Source organism: Paenibacillus polymyxa, assembly GCF_001719045.1.
Taxonomy (GTDB): Bacteria; Bacillota; Bacilli; order Paenibacillales; family Paenibacillaceae; genus Paenibacillus; species Paenibacillus polymyxa_B.
Genome location: NZ_CP015423.1, coordinates 1,770,935 through 1,793,306 on the forward strand (window position 1 = coordinate 1,770,935; position 22,372 = coordinate 1,793,306).

A 22,372-nucleotide genomic window follows, 5' to 3' on the forward strand; every position below is an offset into this window, starting at 1 on the left:
CTCCTGTCGTTTTCATACACGCATTTTTTTTCAGTATAACACTTACAGGTGGGAGCCGATCCTATTTTCTTTTTCGCTTCATACTGCGGATGGTCGTTTTTGTGGCCTGATCCACCCGATATGATTCCGTGATTTTTTGCAGTGCTTTGTTGAAGGTAAAATCATCTAATGTATTATGACTTAAATACGCCATGGTTACCTCAGGTAGCTTGATATAACAGATCGATATCGCCCATGCTACCGCCATTTGTACATAATAATCCTCGCGATGGGTCTGATTCAGTAAAGTAAACACCCGCTTCATATACTGTTCCTCAATATAAAAATTAAGAAGCATAACCACACCAAACCGAATTTCATATTCTTTCTTGGAGAATAGATAGGGCTGAATAAACTCCCACACCCGTTCTTTATGATGTTTCGTGATTTTCAATCCGGCACAGAAACTATCACATACGGACCAATTATCAATTTTAGGAACAAACTTGGCGGTATAACTCAAAACTTCCTCTATATCTGTTTTTACAGAACCAATCACCATACCTTGCAGCATTACTTCTTCGAAGTGTTCACTTTCAGCGGTCTCCAGGTAGAGGCGCCAATCCCCTTTGGCAATATCTTGAGCAAGCTTACGCAGCACTGGCAGACGTACACCCAGCACATTATTAATCGTCGGAAGCAATGCAGCCGTAAATTTCTGAAAATCTGCATCCACATATGACAGTATCTGTTCTCTAATTGTTTTCTCCATCATTTCCACTCCCTGATTCTTAACGAAATGAAATACTCCACAAATAAATGGAGGCCACCGAACCATAAGGCGAATAGACTCGGCGGTACTCCTCAAATTGCTGCTTGGTCAAGGTATCTAGATGGTACAACTTCATCATTCCCCGTCGAATAGCCATATCGCCCCAACTGACCACATCTGGACGCTCCATACAATTAATCAGCATCATTTCAGCCGTCCAAGGTCCTATCCCTTGCAGCGAGGACAATTTCTGAATCACCTGTGCATCGGAAAGCTCATATAATTCCTGTAAATCCAACAGGCCCTGCTCGATCGTTTGGGCTATATTAAGAATACATGTGGCCTTTTTCATGGTGATGCCACAGCTTTGAATATCTAAAGCCGACTGAACAGCTATATTTTGTGGAGTGATCACGCCTAACTTCTCCTGCATCCTTGCCCATATGGTCTGAACCGCCTTGGCCGATATAAGCTGTCCCACAATCGCATGAACGAGCGCCGCAAACAGGTCGGGAATGATCACACGTTCTACCTTGCCCATTTGCGTCATCGCTGCACCAAGTACGGTGTCTACGTTTTTTAGATAATTGATTTCCTTTTCCCCATAGTCAAAGTTTTTGGTCATTACGGTTTGCATTCGTTCTCCCGCTGCCCCCTTATATGGTTCACTCTTGATTCAATGGCATGGACTGCTTTTACATCAAGGTTCGAAACCTTCTTTGCTCACGTAGAGCTGTTCCTTCGGAAAAACATGAAGAAAACGCTCATAAACCGCCTTATAGGCAGCAGGATGATACCATTCTTCCAGCCCCAATGACTCGTACAGCACACCAATTTTCAAGCTACGCGTTCGTCTCCCCCCACTGCCATCTCCCATAAAATAATCATCAATACAGACACGGTTGACCAGAGGCAAAAGCTTGTCTGCAAAATGTTCACTGCTTGGAAGCATCGGAGCAATCGTAGCTTGCGTAGGTACACCTGCCTCCTTTAAGAGATGTAGCGTTTGGAGACGAGCCTGGATGGGAGGAGCCTCCGGGGTAAAATGTTTGCGTATATCTTCACGATCTGTTTCTATAGTCATACTCACACGTACACGATCCCCCAATCGGAGCAGTAAATCAGTATCCCGCCGTACCAGTGGACTGCGCGTCTGTAAAAAGAGAAAATCCGGGGGATCCTCCACCATCACCTCCAGCAGAGACCGGGTCACCTCTTCCTTGTACTCGGCAGGCTGATAAGGATCTGTGCTTGACGACATGAAAATCGTGACTTTACCTTTAGATTTGGCTCTACGAAGCTCCTTGCGAAGAATATCTGCAGCCTGATTTTTAATATCAACCCATGTCCCCCACGCCTCCTTCCGAAATGTGGAGACTGGCAATTGGCGTACATAGCAATACGAGCAACCAAAGGTACAACCTGTATACGGGTTCAACGAATGTGTATATCCTGACAAGAAGCCGGTCCCTTTATTCAAAAGAGTCTTGGGGGATTTGTAATACTCATTTTTCATACTGAACCGATGCCACACTTTCCTTTTCGAGCTGCAAAAGCTTCACCTTCATGTCCAAACCACCACGATATCCGGTCATAGCTCCATTTTTACCGATGACCCGATGACAAGGGACTGTGACCAAAATCGGATTAGCACCGATGGCAGCCCCCACCGCACGAACAGAGGCTGGCTTTTGAATAGCGTTGGCAATGTCTGAATAGGATAGTGTTTCCCCATACGGAATATCACACAACGCATTCCAAACCGCCATCTGGAACGCAGTCCCATGAAAATCAAAGGGCAATGTAAATTGGGCGCGCTTCCCTTGGAGATATTCAATCAGCTCCTTGGCATAGGGCTGTAAAGCAGCATCCTCTTCAACTAAAGGACTGCCGGGAAATCGTCTTCCCGCCCATGAAAACAATTCCTCTACAGGTTGATTGGGGGAACCTACATAACATAGTCCTTCCGATGTAGCTGCAATATATAAATTCCAATCCTCATGTGTCAACAATGACCAATAGATCGTTTTATTTATTTGCTGTGCCATGCTGTGTACCTCCATTTTGTGTTGCTTCCAATTTGAGTTGGCGATATTGCAATGGGGTGTAGCCTGAATTCTTTTTAAATAACGTAATAAAGTAAGGTGCATTGCACAGACCTACGTTCTCCCCTACTTCCGCAACAGATATATCTGAGCAAATGAGTAGCTTCTTCGCTTGTTTCAACCTGGTCTGCTGTATATATTCCATTGGCGTTATATGCATGATCCGCTTGAAGGTACGATGTAAATGATACGGACTTCCATGGCTTATTTCAGCTAGGATGTGCAATGTTAAGCCCTTCATATAGTTAGAATTCACGTATTCTGTAACCAGTGCGATCCATTCATGATCAGGCAATCGTTGTCCTGTCGGTTTACATCTTTTGCATGGACGGAAATGCTCGACCAATGCCTGCTCTACTGTTTTAAATATACGGATGTTCTCTCTTTTGGGAGGTCGGGATTTGCAGGAGGGACGACAAAATATTCCCGTTGTCTTCACAGCGTACAAAAATACCCCATCATATGACTTGTCGTTTTCTACAATAGCGCTCCACTCGTCGTCAGTTATGGATAAATCGGATGTACTCATTCAAATCACCTCTCTAATGCAAATGTGGCCTCCCCACATATCCATGGCAGGATTATTCAAAATCCTTCTGTCTAAATTATAGACTAAATAGTGAACATATGTACCCTTCTTGGGATGTAAAGGCAAGATAACGAAAAAAAGATGACTCCCCGCGGAGCCACCTTTGATCTTACTTATCTATCTTATTATTTAGGCTTGAAGCTTGCTCGGTTTGGCGGTGATCGTCAACTCATCTGAAGGAGGCTGATATTCCTTTGACCAGTACTCGGCATTTGAAATACCTGCCTTCTTCGGGTCAAACACCGGGTCTAGCCCTTGCCTCCGCTGCTGTTCGTAATCCTTGAGCACGCGGAAAGCAGGTTTGGCCAGCAGAATCATAGCAATCAGATTCACCCAAAGCATAATGCCGACACCCATATCCCCCAGTGTCCACGCCAGAGCTGATTCCTTGACGACCGTTCCATAAAACGTCGAACCCAGAATAACCAGCTTTAGGACGAACATAGGCCATTTGGCTTTACGGTCGGCAACCAGGTAGGCCATATTTGTTTCTGCGATGTAATAATAAGAGATAATGGTTGTAAACGCGAAAAAGAACAAGATAATTGCCAGCAGACTGGAGCCGAAGCCCGGAAATACCGACTCAATAGCAGCCTGTGTATACTGGGTCCCCTCTTCAACACCGGGAAGATTGTGCACAATAAAATCGCCACCGGGTCCCTTCACGTTATACATACCTGTGAACAGAACCATAAAAGCCGTGGACGTACAGACCAAAAAGGTATCTACATACACGGAAAATGCCTGGACCAGCCCTTGCTTCGCCGGATGAGATACTTCCGCAGCGGCTGCCGGGTGCGCACCAGAGCCTTGTCCGGCTTCGTTGGAATAAATCCCCCGCTTTACACCCCAAGCAATCGCCGTCCCTGCTATACCGCCGAACACAGAATCCACGCCAAAGGCACTACGAAAGATCAGCGAAAATACATCGGGAAGTGCAGTAATGTTCGTCATCATAATGTAGAAAGAGACGAGGATGTAACCGAGTGCCATGAACGGAATGACAACCTGAGCCACATTGGCAATCCTTTTTACACCACCAAAAATGATAAGCGCCAGCAACACGACTACTAAAATCCCCGAAACCTTCATATCTATGCCAAACGAACTGTGAAAAGCTACAGCAATGGAGTTCGATTGAGTTCCCGGCATTAGTAAACACATCGCGACCAACGCAGTAACCGCAAAAATGACGGCAAACCATTTTAAGCCTGTCCCTTTTTCAATATAAAAGGCTGGACCGCCTCGGTACTGACCATCGCGCTTTACCTTATACACCTGAGCCAGTGTGGATTCTACAAAAGCTGTAGCCGACCCGATAAAGGCCATGACCCACATCCAAAATATCGCCCCAGGTCCACCCATACCAACCGCCAAAGCAATCCCAGCAATATTCCCCGTCCCTACACGCCCCGATAGTGCCATCGTAAAGGCCTGAAAGGAGGATACACCTGCCTCGGAACTTTTCCCTTTAAATACTAGGCGGATCATCTCTTTGAAATGCCTGATTTGCAGGAATCGAGTCATGATCGAAAATAATAGTCCCACACCCAAACAGACATATACCACAGGATTGCTCCAAATGACGCCGTTTACTGCCTCTGCCCACTGCTCTAACATTCCTTGTATTTCCCCCTGATCAATCCATTGATTTTCTAGTCTATGTTTTCAGAAAATTTGCATAATTACAAAAAATTATAGATTAGTTTTTACCCCCATACAAGTTAATTTAATTGACATATTGTCAATTACAAGTGGGCTTACCAGCTACATAAAATAACGACAAAAAAGCTCTGATGATCCGAGAATATGGATCATCAGAGCCTTGTCCTTAAGACATTTAGGCAATGCTTTCTTTCTCATTCAGAGCACTAGACAGTTTCAACAGTGGAGCCTGCTCCGTTACCTCTCCTTGAGCAATTGGAAGGACTTCAGTATATTCGGAAGAATTCGTAATGATAACTGGCGTAATCGTAGGATAACCCTCTGCCCTGATTTGCTCAACATCAAACTCAAGCAGTAGGTCCCCAGCTTTCACCTGATCGCCTTCTTTGATATGGGACGTAAAATGTTTACCGTCCAGCTTGACCGTATCTACTCCGACGTGAATCAGAACTTCTGCGCCATGATGCGAAACAACTGCAAGCGCATGTTTTTTCTTGAACGCCACGGTGATGGTTCCATCGAACGGGGCCACGACTCTGCCCGTTGTCGGTTGGATGGCGATCCCTTTGCCCATAGCTTCCGAAGCAAATGCAGGATCGGGAACCTCCGACAAAGCGACCACAGTTCCTTCAATTGGGCTGAGTACCTCTTCATTAGAAACAACAACTGTAGAGGTCGATTCTTTAGCCGAATTGTTAGTAGTTTCCTCTTCTTCAACTGGATCTTCAAAACCTAAAATATAAGTCAAGATGGCTGACACCAGGAATGAAACGGTAATCCCTAAAATCAATCCCGGGAATCCTTGTCCACCAGGGCCGTAAAAGATCGGCAAGGTCAGCAATCCAGGTGCGCCGGAGGCAAATGCTTGCGTTCCCGCTTGACCGATAATGGCACCACCAACGGCGCCGCCGATAATACCTGCAATAAACGGACGTTTCAGTGGCAGCGTAACCCCATAGACGGCTGGCTCCGTGATGCCGAATAAAGCGGTAAGTGTAGCGGAACCCGCCAGCGTTTTCAACTTCTTATTTTTGGTTTTCAGCATAACACCGAACGCAGCGCCGGTTTGAGCAAAGATGGAAGCCGCAGCGGAAGGCTTGATTCCGTCTCTGCCATTAACAGCAATATTATTAATGAATACAGGTACAAGACCCCAGTGAACACCGAAAATAACGAGCAACTGCCAGCAAGCACCAAGGATTGCTCCAGCTAGCAATGGACTAAAGCTAAATGCAGCAACGAGTGCAGTAGCGATCGCGTTGCCCACATACACCCCGACTGGACCAAACACGATCAGGGTTAGAGGAAGCATAATTACAAGTAGAATCAAAGGTGTAATAAAGTTTTTGACGCTCTCGTGGATCACTCGATTGCACCATTTTTCCAGCTTACTCATGACGATGACGGCTAAAATGATCGGAATAACGGTAGATGAATAACTCATCATAACAATAGGAATACCGAAAAAGTCCGTAGGTGTACCTTCCGTTTTTAGCGTGACAATGGTCGGGTAAAGCAACCCTCCGGCAATGGTCAGGGCAACGAAGATATTACCTCCAAATTTCCGTGCCGTTGTAACCGCTAACAAGAGAGGGAGGAAATAAAACAAGCTGTCGGCCGCAGCATACAAAATCATATAGGTAGTGTCTTTCGGTAGCAACCAACCAAGGTTACTCGCAATCAGCAGCAGACCTTTTAGAATACCGGACCCCGCCATAACTCCGAGCAAAGGTGCAAAAATGCTGGAAATTACGTCGATTACGGCACCAAATCCTTTGTTGCCTTTAGCTGAATGATCTTCTTTTCCAGTTTCATTCAAGATATTGGATACATTGCCGATTGCATTATATACCTCTGGTACTTTGTTGCCGACTACAACCTGGAACTGACCACCGCTCTGCTTCACAGTGATAATTCCGTCGGTTTTTTCCAACTTTCCCTTGTCCGCTTTTGCCTCATCTTTTAGCACAAAACGCAGGCGTGTGGCGCAGTGAACGAGCGATACTACATTTTTTTCGCCACCTACCAGGTGTACAATTTCCTTAGCCAGTTTTTCATAACTCATGATGGACACCTCCATGTTCTAAGGGGCTTTTTACATATTTAGGCACACAAAAAACCTAAGCCTTGAAAAATGGTGGGCACTTTAGTCCCGCGATTTTTCATGACTTAGGTTTTGCCTGCATAACCAGTAACAATCCCAGTTAAAACTTATTAAATTCCTGTTACTCTCATAATATAACCAATATACCATATTTGTCAACAAAAACTTTTAATCGTCTATTCTTGATCCTTTTTCGTTGAAAACGTTCGACTTATCTGTTCACCACCCGTTCAATATGCACGGTTAGATACAATTTTTCTTCGTTCGTCAATTCGTGATTGTATTCTTTTTGCACAAAAGCTCCGATTTTCTCTGTACAAGCAGCCGCTTCCTTATGCTTTTCCTTAATCATGTCATACAAATGATCATAGTTATTTTCGTAGTGATTTCCCTTAAATACGCGCTGGGCGAAAAATTTCAGATGCGTAATAAAACGGAAATAGCTCAGAGAGTCCTCGTCGAACTCCACCTTAAAATGATATTTTGCGATATTGATAATTTGCTGGATAAACTTCGTGATACTCATGGTCGTAATGACTTCCTCGTTCATTTCAGCATTCACGATGTGAATCGCAATATAAGCCGCTTCGTCCACAGGCAGTTCAATACCGAGCCTTTGTTTAATTTGTTCCAACGTTTTCAGACCCATCGCGAATTCTTCTTTGTACAGCTGCTTGACTTCCCACAATAACGCGTTTTTGATTTCCAATCCTTCCCGGTATCTTTCAACAGCGAAATTGATATGATCAGTCAGCGAAACATAAATATTTTCGTTCAGCTTTCTATTCAGATTATGCTTGGCGTCATTAATGACTTCCTCCACAATCACAATCAAATCAAGCGGTACCTCACGTAACAGCATTTTAAAGTTATCGGACGTCTGCTTGTTTTTCAGAGCAAATACCTTCTGAATTCTGGTTTCGTCTACTTTGTCTCCAGGCTTTTTCTTAAAAGCAATCCCCCGACCCATCACCACGAGTTCGGTGCCGTCCGTCTGGTAGACGCTGATTACATTGTTGTTAATGACCTTTGCTATGTTCATCTCGATCCCCCGTTCCATATGCCAGCAAGAGCCACACATGCTCCATCCTCTTTATTGTAAACAGAAAAAAACCGAAGCACGCCAAATAAACAAGACTGTAACATCTGCTTATTCGTGGCTTAGGTTTTGCCTGCTACGCAGTAACAATCCTAAAAATGATGGAATTGCGTCAAGTATAGCCCGAAGAGGAACGATTGTCAACGCTTTCAATGAAGAAACGGAGATCGGAAATCCCCGTGGGCCCGGGACGTCCGATCCTATTTACTTGTGGTACGATTATTCGCCCAGATTTTCGCCGTCGGAATGAATTACATTTTTGTACCAGTGGAAGCTTTTCTTTTTAATACGTTTCAACGAACCGTTGCCTTCGTTGTCACGGTCCACATAAATATAACCATAGCGCTTTTTCATCTCTCCTGAGGAAGCGCTGACAATGTCAATAGGTCCCCAACTTGTGTAACCGATAATTTCGACTCCGTCTTGAAGAGCCTCACCCATTTCGGCAATATGCCGCTTGAGATAGTCGATCCGGTAATCGTCGTTAACTTCTCCTTCAGGCGAAACCACATCATTGGCACCAAAACCGTTTTCCACTACGAACAGTGGTTTTTGGTAACGGTCATGCAATTGGTTGGCTGTGATGCGGAAACCTTTGGGATCGATCGTCCAGCCCCATTCGGACTTGTCCAGATATGGATTGGCTACGGAGCCAAATACATTACCACTGGTCATGTTCTTGACGATTTCCGGGTCTGTGCTGGTCGTCCGGCTCGAATAATAGCTGAATCCGATATAGTCAACAGTATGATCTTTCAGAATGGCTGCGTCGCCTGATTCCATCTCAATGTTTAATCCATGGTCCTTGAAGAAGCGCTTCGCATAACCAGGATATTCGCCGCGTGACTGTACATCAATAAAGAAGTAGGACTCGCGGTCTTTTTCCATGCCCTGATATACATCTTCGGGATTACATGTATACGGATAGAAGCTGCCGGCAGCAAGCATACAACCAATCTGGGCATCCGGGATAATCTCGTGACACGCTTTAACAGCCAGCGCACTTGCGACAAGCTGATGATGTGCAGCCTGGTACTGAATTTGTTTAACGTTTTCACCTTCTTGAAAAACAAGCCCGGCACCGAGAAACGGCAAATGGAGAAGCATGTTAATCTCGTTGAATGTCATCCAGTATTTCACTTTATCCTTATAGCGGGTGAATACTGTTTTGGCATAGGTTTCAAACAGGCCTACCAGCTTCCGGCTCCGCCAGCTTCCATATTTCTCGACCAGATCTACCGGCACGTCAAAATGAGCGAGGGTAACGACTGGCTGAATGCCATGTTTATGCAACTCGTCGAACAAATCATCGTAGAATTGCAAACCTGCTTCATTAGGAGTAGCGTCTTCTCCCGTTGGAAAAATACGAGCCCAGGCAATGGAAACACGCAGCGCCTTGAAGCCCATTTCTGCAAATAGCGCAATATCCTCGCGATAGTGATGATAGAAATCAATGGCTTCGTGGGAAGGATAGAATTCGCTTTCAAGTGGAGTCAGCGAGGGAACATTTCCTTTCATTATGCTTCTTCTCTTCTCTCCGGTAGGCAGCAGATCCACCAGACTCAATCCTTTACCGTCTTCCAAATAAGCACCCTCGGCCTGATTGGCAGCAAGAGCACCTCCCCATAAAAAGTCTTTAGGGAAAATATAACTGGACATAAACATTCTCCTTCCAAATGTGTGATAAAAGGGGTAGCTAAGGGTGATAGACAATAAAAAAACCCAAACCAGCCTGTATACACTTACAGTGTAAACAAGCCAATTCAGGTTATGCCCTATCGGTAACATCCCATGAAAAGGTTATACGTATTTGATTGAAACTCTAACAAAGATTTGGGAACCTGTCAAATTCATTTGATATAATAACACGCAATTAACAAACCAACAACATTATTTTAATCGCCTATTGGGTAATGAAAAGAACCATGAAAGATACCTCAGATAAACGACTTTGCGAAATCTACTCAGTCGCTAATTAAAATATTTTGTTGCAAGAAATTTAGAAAATCCCTTTGCATAGAGCCAAGAGGTATAATTTTTTTGATTATCTTGAACCTCCAATGCTGTCCTTTACTGTTAAATGACCATATTGCAGAAGACAGATATATGGAATGATATTTTTGTTCTTGTAAATCAGCTACTTCAAATTCAACTTTTTGTACTACTTTAGTGGAAAATAGATTCAGGAAAAGGATAATAATTTTATCATTATTTAGGAGTAATATAGCTCGACTTGTCCAAGCCGAAAGGCTTTGAGGAGTTGAATAGCAGATAAGCATGTTAGGTTCTCTATGCGATTCAGTTAGCTTATTAATAGTTTTTTTGTTAATGAATATCATAATCAAATACCTTTCTATTTGGATGTTCAAATAAAATAGCATTTTAAAGAATATCTTTCAAAATTCCAATTGTTTATGATAAGAGCAAATATATTATATACTCCCATAAGTAAACTATTTATATTATATAATACCACAAGTAAACTATTCCAAGAAAGGCTACATACTCTATTAAGATGGTTACTATATAAACCGCAATTTAAGATCATAACCTAAACCAGTAGATGACCAATTTTTCCCAGTAGTTGTTTATGGGATGCAAGAGCAGGTATTAAACTTTTTTATATGCTTTTAGCCTCAGCTACGAATTCGTGAGTAATGAAACCGACTAGAAAGGTTAACAACGCATAAAAGACCGCTATTCTCGAGTATCGTTTGTCCTTTCCCTTTGCCTACGATTTGCAGAACGTATGGGATCGGCACGTTGATCGCCGAAGTCCGCAAACTGAACAGGCACCTGGCATTTTCGCCACCTCACATAATGGACGCCTCATTGCCGTCCGTAAGTCGGATCGGCATGGAGCGTGCGTGCTCCGGTCAGCCGCCTTGACAATCCTCATCCTATATAAGTTTCTCCAACTACCAGTTTCGTTCTTTCGTTAACTTGACTCCCATCACCCTTTATTTACAATAACCTTCTTTATGGTGATAATTCCAGCTCACCCTACTAGTCATTGAAAGATAATACCCTTTAACGGCATACAGTGGCGAAACCCGCCACACGCCAAAATTCGAGCAGCTTTTCCTTTGAACCAAGCTACTGGAAAATATGATCACTTTATCATTCGGTGCAAGATTCTTGCTCCATACTAACGGGAGTCTGTCAAAGGAAATATTTAATGAACTCGGAATATGTCCAGTCGAATATTTACTGACATCCCTGACATCTAGAATCTTCACATTTGCAAGCGGTGATGAGATAGGTCCCAATCTTCAAAACTCACATTAGTAAGGGATCGTAGAGGCCACGATTGTATTATTAACCATAAACTAAACAGTCCAATTGAAATGACGAATCACTGTCATCATACTATACTTCCTCCATCCTAAGCTCAGCAGATATTAAGATATATGCGCAAGCTCATTTATTGGAATTATTCGAGATCCTATTATTTCGAGACGTACTACATTCAATTTAGATGACCATAATAACTCCATTCGCCATGCTCAGGACGGGAAAAAATCTATTGACTTGTTTAACCATCGATAGAGAGAAAGTAACAAGCAGCGAAATGAGCAAGAATGGAATTCCAAGACCCAACGTATATACCGCTAACTGCCCTATCCCTTGGTACAATGATTCGGACGACCCTGCCAAAACAAGTATCGAGGAAAGTGCGAGCCCCACACATGGCGTCCAGCCCGCCCCAATTTCCAATCCAAGGATAAATGAACCAAGCCAGCCACCGTATTTTTTTTCCGTTTCCCAACTGCTTAGAACTCATTAAAAACTTGAGTTTGAGTATCCCCATCATTTGTAGGCCAAACACCACAATCAATAGTCCGCCAACCTTCTCAATCAGATCCTTGCGTAAGGAGACAAAATTACCTATAGCGGAGGCAGTAGCCCCATGATCACAAAGATAACACTAAATCACAAGGATGAAGCCCAATGAACGTACGACCAGAATTTTACGATTCACGACAAAGCGACCCCTGCAATCATCGTATCGGATATATGTGAAACATACGCCGGCCGGAGAGGGAATACGTAAGGCGACAAAAACGAGAGTACGCCTGCTGCAAATACTACTAATAACGTTATCTCCTCCAACTTCTCCCCTCCTCATTAAATCAGAGTATCGCTCGCAAACAGTATTGCAATTTTATCTTATTATTTTTATCAGAATAATGGACTAAACTTGACTTCGTCTCTACACATGTTAAAATTCTATTCATCAATTGATATAGTACTTATTATGAAAGATTGTTGGTTTCATAGTTTTTTTCAGTGTATGGAGAAGCATTTTTGATTTGCTATATTGGTCAAAACATATAGTGTAGGATCCTTAACATATTTCACCAAGTTGAAGTGAGGTTATAAATGAATGGAAGAGATGCTAAAGTGTGCAAAGCTTTTCAAGGAAGATCTATATAAGCAACTGGCTAGAATAGGTAAATGTCTATCAAGTGACAAACGTCTTGAAATCTTGAATGTACTATCACAAAGTCCCAGAACAGTGGAGAAATTAGCCGCATGTACAGAAATGAATATAGCTAATGTTTCTCGTCATCTACAGGTCTTACTGGACGCTAAGCTTGTTAAGTTCACAAAGAAAGGAACTTACGCCATATACTCACTAGCAGATCCTGAGATCACTGACTTCCTCTCTTCACTATGGAAGATTAGTGAGAAGCAAATTCCTGATATCAGGAGAATGAAAGATGACTTTTTAAACAACTTGAATGACATCCATACCCTATCCATGGATGAAGTAAAGAAAAAACTAGATGAAAACTCCATTATCTTAGTTGACTTACGCCCCAAAGAAGAGTTTGAAACAGGACATATTCAAGGAGCAATTTCAATGCCGATGGAAGATCTAGACGTATTAATGGGAGAGTTACCGGAGGAAGCTGAAGTGGTCGCTTATTGTAGAGGGCCATTATGCGTTTATTCGGCACTTGCTACGCAAAAATTGCAAGTTGAGGGATTCAAGGCGTATCGTATGGAAGACGGAGTGAATGAGTGGCAGGAACATTTTCATATACATTAACCAATCTAAGCCTCATCTAAAAAAGACTTCGAAGCCCACATATTTGTGACTTTGAAGTCTTTTTGTGAATAATGCAAACCTGGACATTATACGACTTGATTAGAGCGAATAATACTCATTGACATTTAGCTTTACTATTCCAATCCGTGTGCTGCAATATAGCTACTTGTAAGATCCTCTCCAGAATCGATAGTTACTTTTCCTTGAGTTCCTACGGGAATGCCGGCCTTTATCAGTAATTGACCAATATGGCAATTTTCTTCTGCTTTTTGCATCAAAGCTTCTGTCATGCTTATGTCTTCATTGGTCGCTCCTGGATTCAGAACAACATGCGGGCGATGGGTAATACTTAATTGATCACCTTGAGTTATATTACCTTCTGTATCCATAAAGAATCCTGTCACAGGAAGTTTATTTTTATCTAACATATATGCTAAGGTCATCGTGTAACAAGCTACTGCAGAAGAGATAAGAAGTTGTTGTGGGTTAGCCCCTTTACCACTTCCCCCTTTGGGGACTGGAATTGCAATTTGAGTTTGTAGATTGTCACTTTTAATGCGTCCATCACCCTTTGCATCTTTGTACCAAACCGTATTCATGTTAATTGTTTTTTCTGCCATATTAACATCCCCTTTTAGATATTGTAAGTCCAAAACTTCGTTAAGGTTAAGATTCATTACTCTATGAGATTTGACAAATTTCTCACTAAGGAACAGCTCTTTTATAAGTTGTATAAAACCTTTACAGCCGCCTCACGTTCTGGTGCATTAATTTTCAATGTAATTTGAAGCTATGCTTTTGCCATAGAAATCAAACCTCCAATTAAATTATGTATCGCTCGATTAATACATCAATTATTCAATCGATCAATTGAATTTTATTATATAATTTTACTAACGTCAAGTATACAACTAACGTACAAAGTGAAAAATTATAAATATTATTCATGTATTTGTAATTGAACTCCCACCAATAGTTACCGCTTTCAGACCTTATTTCATATTGAAGCCCTCATTGATATAACACTGTAATTTATGTAATGCTTCACATGTCAAACGGGGTAGTACCAGCGTCGCTGTCACTATGGGCAAAGACAGAGCTAGGCTGCCGACATTGATCGGCAGCCTAGTCTTAGTTAGAGATTGAACTATCGTTTCCCGTTAGTTTAATGATCTGACTTTTTTCTTCATCATGACATCAAGAAAATATAGTAAAGTGTGCATATTAGCTTTTACCCCAATATGCACACGCCATCAACATATTTACAGTTAGATACCGTTCTTTTGATAATTTTTCTTGCTACCCGTCCGTGTTATTCACAGTCTATCTTAGCTTTTTAAAATAATCGAATAACGCATGAATTTCTTTATAGGATACATCCCCATATATTGACATCGTTTCGAAAGTTACGCCTTCATAATTTGAAAACAAGTAATCCTGAGACTCAAAACCTAAGAGTTGATAAAAACTTTTCCTTTTAATTCTTTGATTATTATTAAGAAATTTAGGGTTAACTTCTTCAATATTCAGGCAAATCCGATAGTTAGAGTATTTATTTATTATCTCATTAACAACTGCTTTCCCGTACCCTTTATTTTGATATGCTTTACTAATTGCCAAATAGAATATGTAAAGCATATCGTTTTTTACGATTAGATAATTCATTCCTACCAGCGTGTAATCATCATATATTCCATAAAACAAATGGTCGGTATCATTGCTTATCTCTACCAATTTATTATATGGGACCATCTCTTCTTTAGGAAACGAATCATCATAGATTTTTTTTATCTCATCAATATTCTCGTTATTAACTCTTTTTAATACTACAGTCATAAATTTCTCCTCGCTCTATTTTTTAAGAAGATTTCGTACTTATGCCAATCGCTTTGATATGAAAAAAAAAATATATATGTCTATCTCTTACAGGTCACAGTTCAAATTCTCAGGATCCTCTCTTTAAGTGCTCTTTAGTTTACCACTTGATTTTGAATTTTACCTTCTTTCTTTCCATACAACATGTAATATAGAAAAAGTGTAGCTAATACAATTAATCCGAGTATTACATACAAACCACTATATCCTGTAGCTGGAATTATCAAACCGATAATCGATGGGCCAAATCCGTTCCCTAGATCATAGAATATAAAGAACGTCGCAGTTGCTAAGCCAACTCGGTGAGGTTCGGCTAAATTGATGGCTATGGCTTGAGTTATGGAAGAAATATTACCAAATCCCAGAGCAACTAATGCTCCTACCAATAACAATGTAAAGCTACTGTTAACTGAGCTTAAAAGAAGCATCCCTACTCCATATATAATAAGAGCCGGATATATGATAATGTTAGCACCTTTTTTGTCCATTATTCGTCCTGTAAAAGGTCGTGATATTAAGACAAAAACAGTATATACCATAAAGAAGAAACTTGCTGTGTCTATTAACCCTAACTCCAAAGCATAAATATTTAAATATGAAACTATGCCGGAAAAACAAAAAGTCATGAAAAAAATAATAATTGCTATCGGCATTACTTTTGGCTCAACAAAGTCAGAGATTTTTATTCCCTTTTTATTGTTCTTCTCAGTCTTGTACGTTGCGGGAAACTTCAGAAAAAATGCGATTACTAAGCTAAAAATTCCAAGCAATAGACTTAAAGAAAAAATCATTTCAAAGTTTGAGTTTTGACTCAAAACTAAACCAATAAATGGACCGATTCCTGTGGCCAAGGCCGTACTAATTGCAAAATAACTTATCCCTTCACCTTTTCGTGGTGCAGGAAGGCTAAATACAACAACCGTACTCACAATTGTAGATATAATACCCACTGTGATACCGTTTAAAAGCCGATTTAATATGAGAAAGTTAACATTAAGATGAACGAAATAAAGTAATGTTGTTAAAATTAATAAAAACAAGCTGGTCATCAAGATTTTTTTGGAATGTATAAGACGTCCTGTAGACAAACGCCCTAATAATGAACCGATAATAAAAATACCTGCGACGATACCAGCTTGGCCGGTTGATGCATCAAATTCATTAATTGCATAAAGAGTGATTGTCGCGTTTAATAAAAAGAAAATTAATGTCATAATGAAATTGACAGACGAAAGAATAATAAAGTTTTTCGTCCACAATTTAGGATTCGTTTGGTTCACAGCATATTCTCCTGTCTGTAGATTTTGGTAAATACTTGATATGCAAGTGAGCTAATATTCTGCATTAAAGGAATAAATAACTTGTTATAAAAATTCATAATAAAATGAGACCCATATGAAGGTCTCATATTATTTGAACAACACAATCTCCAATGCGACTCATATTCCAACCTTTCGCAGTGCACATTAAAAAGTGTACGATTCGCCGTCTTCGGGAACTAATAAATTAGAGGTGAATCCCTTTTCTTCTCCAAAGCTTTTTAGTTCTTTTCTAGATAATGTCCAATGATTAACTGCTTCCATATGGACTGAGATAATTTTGGCGTTAGGAGCCGCCTTATGCACCTCGTAAACATCTTCTTTGCCCATTATAAGTGAGCCCAAATCATGCCAACTATTATTTCCAGCGTTCAACACGATAATCTCAGGAGTGTGGGAAATGATTTCTTTTTCGACACCTTCATACCATACTGTATCTCCGGCTAGGTATAACGTCTTCTCGTTGGCATGTTTGAAGACAACACCACATACCTGACCCATCATTTTTAATAAATCTTTCCCTCTGCCGTGCTCGCCTTTTGTTTTAATTAACTGAATACCTTCAAAAAGCGTATCTTCAGCAAGTACTTCTACTTGTTGAAAACCGTCACTTTCAACTTGTTTAGCATCTTCTTCGTTTTGTACAAAAACTTTAGTGCCTTTTGGAAGCACTGCTTTTGCTATATCATCGTAGTGATCTAGATGCAAATGAGTCAGAATAACAGCATCGACATCCTTAATGATGTCGTTAACGGACATTGGCAAATCAATTATAGGATTTCTCAAATCCTCTCTGATCCCCGCCGGGAATGGACCATACAGACCTTTGTACGCAAGTAATGGATCGACTAGGAACTTTTTACCTGCATAGTGAACAATGATTGTTGCATTTCGAACTTGTTGAATGTGCATATTTATATATAATTCTCCTTCTGTTTTTTTAATTTTGTTTCTTGACAATGATAAGTTTATACTAGATGTAACCTTCAAATACACAGATTAAATAAAGTGTATTGGTCTTTTTACTTTATTTTTTAAAGGAGATGCGTTTTATTTGGATCAAACAGATAAACGAATTATTGAAGAGCTGAGTCAAAATAGTCGAATTACCATGAAAGAATTAGGGGAAAGAGTGCACCTAACTGGACCTGCAGCAGCAGCCCGGGTAGAAAAACTTGAGGATACTGGAGTTATAGAGGGATACAGCATTAAAGTTAATCACGCAAAATTAGGATGTTTTACGTATGCATTTCTAAATATTTATATTAAAGATACACACCATCAACCATTTCTTTCATTCATTCATTCTAAAGAGGATCACATCCTAAATAATTACAAAATAAGCGGTGATGGATGCTATCTGCTTGAATGTAGGTTTCCAAGTAATGAAGCGTTAAACCAATTTTTATTAGAGTTAAACAATTACGCTAACTACAAATTATCCATTGTAATCGAGAAAACCTTGTAAAAAAGAACGTACAAAGAAACTTTTATTTCTGAGAAACGAACCCATCAGAAAAAGATCCACCCTTAAAAAGAGTATATTAAGAAGGTTTTTAAACTAACCTGCCCGTTAGCCTAGTCCCCATGAATAAATAAAAGTTCCGAATTATTTATTTTTGTATATGGAACTTCGAGTTATTTGAGACACATATTGTCTAACATATACAGCTTGGATATACTTATTTCAAGCGCTAAGTTCCGTTACTCACAGTAATAGGAACTTTATTCGGAAGGGATTACATGAAGCGAAATTGGGAACTGGACGAGCTGATTGAGCATTTTACCTTTCTCCCGAACGAAATGCAGCAAATGGGGAATAAGAGCAGTGAGACGAGGATCGGTTTCGCGGTCATGTTTAAGTTCTTCCAATACGAGGCACGATTTCCGTTCCATAAATTTGAAGTACCTAAGACCGTCATTTCATACATCGCCAAGCAAATCGAAGTGCCGGCAGAACTGTATGCACAATACGATTGGAACGGTCGGATGATCAAATATCACCGCGCTCAAATCCGAGAATTTTTTGGCTTTCGAGAAAATACCGTTCAAGATTCACAAGAGATGCCGGAATGGCTATGCCAGCATGTCCTGCATGTAGCCAGGAGTGGGAACATATAAAGGAATCGGTTTACGGACGGGGCATTATGGGGTTTAATAATTCTGCACTCGCTCCTTTGCTGGATCTGACAACGATTAACTATCCTGTTGACTTTCAGGCCGACAATGCCTTTATTATTATTCATAATAAGCTTAACCAGACGAAAAACGCACTAAATTCACTAGAGTTTACTTTGGTGGAACGAAAATCAACATAAAAGAACATATAACGCATGTTTTGTTGTTAGAAAAACCACCTTTTACTTGGTAAAGGTGGTTTTTCTAACAACAGAATTGGCCATTACTTGAAATACACCTTCAATAAAAAGCCTAAGAAAGGACATAATACTGAAGGTGTGCCTTTTGTTTTTAATCGAAGATTTAAACTTCATCGGACAATAACTGTAATTGTTTTTTCAATTGTTCAAATTGAACAAAACGACCTTCGCGTAGATATTCTCTCCCATCAAGAAAAACCAAGATCGTCGGCACAGAAAAAATTAAAAACCTTCCTGTGATCTCCTCCACTTGACTAGCATCAACATGAGCAAGTGCCAATTTAGGGTATAGATTAAGCATTGTTTTGAGCTTAGAGTAAATGGCATAGCATACATTACAATCATCTTGAGATACGTATAACATACTCAAAGGATTACTTCCGATGAAGGATTCTATTTCTTGTATTGAGGTTAAGTCCACTAAACGCACGCTCAAACTTCTCCTCTCTTAAAATGACCATTCATATTCATTGTTTAAATCCTTTTTCCAGACAAAAAATATGCCCTCCAATTGTTCCAACACAAGTTACATGAGTTTATCTTCTCCCAAAGTCTGCCGCTCCTTTACTGGTAAACCAAAAATCCAAAAAGGGCACCTGTCCCTGTACCTGGTGAAGCATCGTGAATTTCTTGTAGAGATCCCACCCAACTCGATGTAAAACCGCAGAGTCCAACTTCACGTCAAAATGGTCGTCGTAAATGGCAATAACTTTAGCTTGACCGGCCATCCATGTTGGTTTACCAACTAAATATGACTGCAGATCATAAGGAAGCTTTGGCTCAAATTTAATATTCTTTCAGCTAGCCGTGGTTGAATAGCAATAGTAACTACAGTTGTCTAAAATTGTTTTCCGTTGGCTTCTAAGCAGATTGTACCGTCTTCTTCTTGATGAATCAAAGTTACACGTGTGTTAAGCTGGATTGCTCCTTATGGCAAAGTAGCACTTATCGCCTCAATCATAGACTTACTCCACTAACAAATCTTAGTGAGGGCTCCATTGCCTCATGTGGTAAAAGATGTTGTTGTGGTGTTTCATGTTGGGAACGTTCTAAGAGCATTCGTCCTTTGTTATTTGTTAAATTGATTAAATGTCTCCAAACCCAGTTCTTTTGTGAGTTGAGTATTAATTTTCTCATAGTGTGGCAGAACCATGTAGGTCCAAGATCGAATTTTCCGAGTTCCAACGATTATCACCGGAGCATTTTTTTCAACTTGGTTTCTCATTGTTTCTCTCCTTCATCCATGTTTCATCAGGGAGTCACATATGTTAAAAGATTATCTTCTCTATATGATGATATTGAGTCACTCTCAAACTGCATCCGCTACGTTGAAGGGAGCGCTCTCAGAAACAAAAAAAGAATCGACAACATTATTTCATTATAATGTTGTCGATTTTCACATCAATTAACCAATTTAAGAATTTTGTCTTTAAGGACATTTTTTTGATTTACACCAACCATAGTATCAACGAGCTTACCATCTTTAAAAAGCAACAAAGTTGGAATACTTCGAATACCAAATTGTGAAGCTAATTCGGTTTCCTCGTCGACATTAACTTTTGCCAACGTTGCCTGTCCTTTCAGCTCATCAGCTAATTCTTCCACAATAGGAAGCTGAATTTTACAAGGTCCACACCATGGAGCCCAAAAGTCTACCAAGGTCACGCCAGACTGGATTTGATTTGAAAACGTATTTTTTGTCAATGCAGTTGCTCCCACTGGAGATCCCCCCACTAAATATAATTTATCATTAACAATTATTCAATTGATTAGTTGAATTATAAATCTATACTCTCCTTCTGTCAAGAGTGAATCACATTTCTCTGAAGGTTCTCTCCTGGTGAAGCACCTCTGTTAGTTTCAAGCACATGGTTATATATCCCTTCATTGTGACTTGTGATTTGATCTGAACTAAAATTTAAATGAGCTTTGTTTACATAAGCGTTTCTCATTTCTAGGTATTTCTGTTCGTTACTTAACAGACTAATTGTTTTTCTGGCCATCTCATTTTTATTACCTACAGCAGCCAGGTAGCTAGTTTTCCCGTTGATAATAAGCTCAGATATATCATCCAACGTACGAACCTATCGTTTTCGCAAAATAAAGGACCTCAAAGCCAATACAGGCTTAAGGTCCATAACGTTTAAATCGTCAAAGTTGGGAATGAGTTATCATTTAGTCATACTCAATACGGCACGGAATCGTGTCTTAGCTGACATCATTTTCTCGTATGATTCACTAGCTTGTTCCAACGGGAAAACTTCGTTCATAGGTCCTACATCGGTCAGTACACTAAATCGAACCGCCGCTTCAACTTCCATCGATTGTCCTGTAAACGATCCCCAAACAGTATGGGGTCCCTTCAAAAAGTCTATGGCAGACAGTTCATTGGAGAGTGTTTATCTTACAACAACTTATAGAAATTCCACTACTTTTTTTACTATAAAAACAACAAATCTTAGATTGATCAGTAAACAACAAGTACTTGGTTTGTTATTAGAAAACTTCCCCCGTCTTTACTGGCTTTACGGGCACTTATATTGTCTCACTTTGATGTTATAAGTTGTCTCAATTGATAATATAATCAGTCTCATTTGATAATATAAACCACATGCACCCGTGTTCTTCTCTTAGTTTCGTTGTCTCATCGCCTCAAATAATAGCACTGTAGAAGCCATCGCTGCGTTTAGTGATTCCGCTTGCCCCTGCATCGGAATGAATACCGACTCATCCACCATGCGCGCGGTAGCAGCAGAAATACCTTGGCCTTCGTTTCCGATCACAAGCCAAGTGGAAGCGCGCAAATCTATGGTATAGCATGACAAGCTCGCATCCAGCGAGGTGCTGAGCAAGCGGGCACCTTTACTTTTGGCCTGCGGTAAAAGCTCCTCCAGGCTGCCTTCAATCACCGGCAGGTGAAACAACGATCCCATTGTGGAGCGGATCGTTTTGGGATTGTACAGGTCGGCGCAGCCATGACCCAATATTACGCCTGCGGCTCCAGCAGCGTCCGCGCTGCGGATGATGGTGCCTACATTGCCGGGGTCCTGCACCCCGTCCAGCACCATCACCAGTGCATCCGGCTCCTCCAGCAATGCCGGGAATGCACTGCGCTCCTCCTTACGCACGATGGCAAAGACCGACTGCGGCGTCTTCGTATCGGTGCATTTTGCAATGACCGCCGCTGACACGGGAACCCATTCCACCGGCTGGTCGGCTTGATCTAGGCCATTCAGCTCGTCGGGAATGCCCTTGTCCAAATCATAGGCGACGGTTTCGACAGCCACGTCCGAACGCAGCGCTTCCTGCACCAGATGAATACCTTCGACAATATATTTATGCTTCCGCGTGCGATGCTTTTTCTCCAGCAGTTGCGCCCACTCTTTTACACGCGCATTATTCGGTGAAATGATTTCCATTCGTTTAACCTA

24 protein-coding genes and 1 pseudogene are annotated in these 22,372 nt (G+C 40.9%); 4 read left to right on the top strand and 21 right to left on the bottom strand.

The features are described 5' to 3' along the window. Positions 1-61 precede the first annotated feature (61 nt). The 12 genes and pseudogenes from AOU00_RS07960 to AOU00_RS26225 form a co-directional block, all read right to left on the bottom strand. Positions 62-751 carry a DNA alkylation repair protein gene (locus AOU00_RS07960; protein ID WP_069290352.1) on the bottom strand — a complete coding sequence of 230 codons (690 nt, stop codon included), beginning with the start codon at positions 749-751 and terminating at the stop codon, positions 62-64. A gap of 19 nt (positions 752-770) precedes the next feature. After that, complete coding sequence (locus tag AOU00_RS07965) at positions 771-1,388, bottom strand: DNA-3-methyladenine glycosylase family protein (protein WP_069290353.1); 618 nt, start codon at positions 1,386-1,388, stop codon at positions 771-773. A 63-nt stretch (positions 1,389-1,451) separates the two neighbouring features. Next, positions 1,452-2,267: an SPL family radical SAM protein gene (locus AOU00_RS07970; RefSeq protein ID WP_069290354.1), complete on the bottom strand. Its 816-nt coding sequence runs from the start codon at positions 2,265-2,267 to the stop codon at positions 1,452-1,454. Beyond that, positions 2,257-2,799, bottom strand: coding sequence for a methylated-DNA--[protein]-cysteine S-methyltransferase (locus tag AOU00_RS07975; RefSeq protein WP_061829878.1), 543 nt, complete (start codon positions 2,797-2,799; stop codon positions 2,257-2,259). Before AOU00_RS07975 ends, AOU00_RS07970 begins: the two co-directional genes overlap by 11 nt. After that, positions 2,780-3,385, bottom strand: a complete 606-nt coding sequence (locus AOU00_RS07980; protein ID WP_061829879.1) for a bifunctional transcriptional activator/DNA repair enzyme AdaA — start codon at positions 3,383-3,385, stop codon at positions 2,780-2,782. The genes AOU00_RS07975 and AOU00_RS07980 overlap by 20 nt, the downstream gene beginning before the upstream one ends. Positions 3,386-3,574: 189 nt before the next feature. Beyond that, on the bottom strand, positions 3,575-5,065 hold the full coding sequence (locus AOU00_RS07985) for an alanine/glycine:cation symporter family protein (protein ID WP_061829880.1): 1,491 nt from the start codon (positions 5,063-5,065) through the stop codon (positions 3,575-3,577). A gap of 220 nt (positions 5,066-5,285) precedes the next feature. Continuing rightward, positions 5,286-7,175 (bottom strand): beta-glucoside-specific PTS transporter subunit IIABC, encoded by a 1,890-nt coding sequence (locus AOU00_RS07990; protein ID WP_061829881.1) that lies wholly within the window; start codon positions 7,173-7,175, stop codon positions 5,286-5,288. A gap of 250 nt (positions 7,176-7,425) precedes the next feature. Further along, entirely contained in the window at positions 7,426-8,256 is an 831-nt protein-coding gene (licT, locus tag AOU00_RS07995) for a BglG family transcription antiterminator LicT (RefSeq protein WP_061829908.1), read from the bottom strand. Between the two features lie 276 nt (positions 8,257-8,532). Continuing rightward, on the bottom strand, positions 8,533-9,972 hold the full coding sequence (locus tag AOU00_RS08000) for a 6-phospho-beta-glucosidase (RefSeq protein WP_061829882.1): 1,440 nt from the start codon (positions 9,970-9,972) through the stop codon (positions 8,533-8,535). Positions 9,973-11,273: 1,301 nt separating this feature from the next. Next, on the bottom strand, positions 11,274-11,552 hold the full coding sequence (locus tag AOU00_RS27680) for a rhodanese-like domain-containing protein (RefSeq protein WP_172828273.1): 279 nt from the start codon (positions 11,550-11,552) through the stop codon (positions 11,274-11,276). Positions 11,553-11,787: 235 nt separating this feature from the next. Then, positions 11,788-12,057 (bottom strand): annotated as a pseudogene (locus AOU00_RS27685) (cytochrome c biogenesis CcdA family protein); the annotation flags it as partial. 234 nt (positions 12,058-12,291) lie between these two features. After that, positions 12,292-12,426 (bottom strand): cytochrome c biogenesis protein CcdA, encoded by a 135-nt coding sequence (locus AOU00_RS26225; RefSeq protein ID WP_155729708.1) that lies wholly within the window; start codon positions 12,424-12,426, stop codon positions 12,292-12,294. Between the two features lie 274 nt (positions 12,427-12,700). Here AOU00_RS26225 and AOU00_RS08015 point away from each other — a divergent pair, with 274 nt between their 5' ends. Beyond that, positions 12,701-13,369: an ArsR/SmtB family transcription factor gene (locus tag AOU00_RS08015; RefSeq protein ID WP_061829884.1), complete on the top strand. Its 669-nt coding sequence runs from the start codon at positions 12,701-12,703 to the stop codon at positions 13,367-13,369. A 134-nt stretch (positions 13,370-13,503) separates the two neighbouring features. On the opposite strand, the gene AOU00_RS08020 is transcribed toward AOU00_RS08015, so the two are convergent. From AOU00_RS08020 to AOU00_RS08035, 4 genes are all read right to left on the bottom strand, one after another. Continuing rightward, positions 13,504-13,989 carry an OsmC family protein gene (locus tag AOU00_RS08020; RefSeq protein WP_069290356.1) on the bottom strand — a complete coding sequence of 162 codons (486 nt, stop codon included), beginning with the start codon at positions 13,987-13,989 and terminating at the stop codon, positions 13,504-13,506. Positions 13,990-14,692: 703 nt separating this feature from the next. Further along, positions 14,693-15,205: a GNAT family N-acetyltransferase gene (locus AOU00_RS08025; RefSeq protein ID WP_069290357.1), complete on the bottom strand. Its 513-nt coding sequence runs from the start codon at positions 15,203-15,205 to the stop codon at positions 14,693-14,695. Between the two features lie 134 nt (positions 15,206-15,339). After that, positions 15,340-16,524, bottom strand: a complete 1,185-nt coding sequence (locus AOU00_RS08030) for an MFS transporter (RefSeq protein WP_069290358.1) — start codon at positions 16,522-16,524, stop codon at positions 15,340-15,342. Positions 16,525-16,710: 186 nt separating this feature from the next. Then, positions 16,711-17,475, bottom strand: a complete 765-nt coding sequence (locus AOU00_RS08035) for an MBL fold metallo-hydrolase (protein ID WP_061829888.1) — start codon at positions 17,473-17,475, stop codon at positions 16,711-16,713. Positions 17,476-17,617: 142 nt separating this feature from the next. On the opposite strand from AOU00_RS08035, the gene AOU00_RS08040 reads away from it, so the two are divergent. The 3 genes from AOU00_RS08040 to AOU00_RS25720 all read left to right on the top strand — a co-directional run bounded on the left by AOU00_RS08040 (position 17,618) and on the right by AOU00_RS25720 (position 18,881). Next, positions 17,618-18,031, top strand: coding sequence for an Lrp/AsnC family transcriptional regulator (locus tag AOU00_RS08040; protein ID WP_081112447.1), 414 nt, complete (start codon positions 17,618-17,620; stop codon positions 18,029-18,031). Between the two features lie 275 nt (positions 18,032-18,306). Next, the gene (locus AOU00_RS08045; RefSeq protein ID WP_061829889.1) at positions 18,307-18,684 is read left to right on the top strand and encodes a DUF4158 domain-containing protein; all 378 of its coding nucleotides are present in this window, start codon (positions 18,307-18,309) and stop codon (positions 18,682-18,684) included. Positions 18,685-18,710: 26 nt separating this feature from the next. Beyond that, on the top strand, positions 18,711-18,881 hold the full coding sequence (locus AOU00_RS25720) for a type 1 periplasmic-binding domain-containing protein (RefSeq protein ID WP_196765450.1): 171 nt from the start codon (positions 18,711-18,713) through the stop codon (positions 18,879-18,881). A 163-nt stretch (positions 18,882-19,044) separates the two neighbouring features. Here AOU00_RS25720 and AOU00_RS08050 read toward each other — a convergent pair whose 3' ends face one another. The 5 genes from AOU00_RS08050 to AOU00_RS08065 all read right to left on the bottom strand — a co-directional run bounded on the left by AOU00_RS08050 (position 19,045) and on the right by AOU00_RS08065 (position 22,360). Beyond that, positions 19,045-19,371 (bottom strand): thioredoxin family protein, encoded by a 327-nt coding sequence (locus tag AOU00_RS08050; protein WP_061829890.1) that lies wholly within the window; start codon positions 19,369-19,371, stop codon positions 19,045-19,047. A 971-nt stretch (positions 19,372-20,342) separates the two neighbouring features. Then, positions 20,343-20,660: a thioredoxin gene (trxA, locus tag AOU00_RS08060; RefSeq protein ID WP_061829892.1), complete on the bottom strand. Its 318-nt coding sequence runs from the start codon at positions 20,658-20,660 to the stop codon at positions 20,343-20,345. A gap of 83 nt (positions 20,661-20,743) precedes the next feature. Continuing rightward, on the bottom strand, positions 20,744-21,016 hold the full coding sequence (locus AOU00_RS26555) for a glycosyltransferase (protein WP_172828275.1): 273 nt from the start codon (positions 21,014-21,016) through the stop codon (positions 20,744-20,746). A 96-nt stretch (positions 21,017-21,112) separates the two neighbouring features. After that, positions 21,113-21,307, bottom strand: coding sequence for a hypothetical protein (locus AOU00_RS26560; protein ID WP_237166318.1), 195 nt, complete (start codon positions 21,305-21,307; stop codon positions 21,113-21,115). A 264-nt stretch (positions 21,308-21,571) separates the two neighbouring features. Beyond that, positions 21,572-22,360: a TrmH family RNA methyltransferase gene (locus AOU00_RS08065; protein WP_069290359.1), complete on the bottom strand. Its 789-nt coding sequence runs from the start codon at positions 22,358-22,360 to the stop codon at positions 21,572-21,574. Positions 22,361-22,372 lie beyond the last annotated feature (12 nt).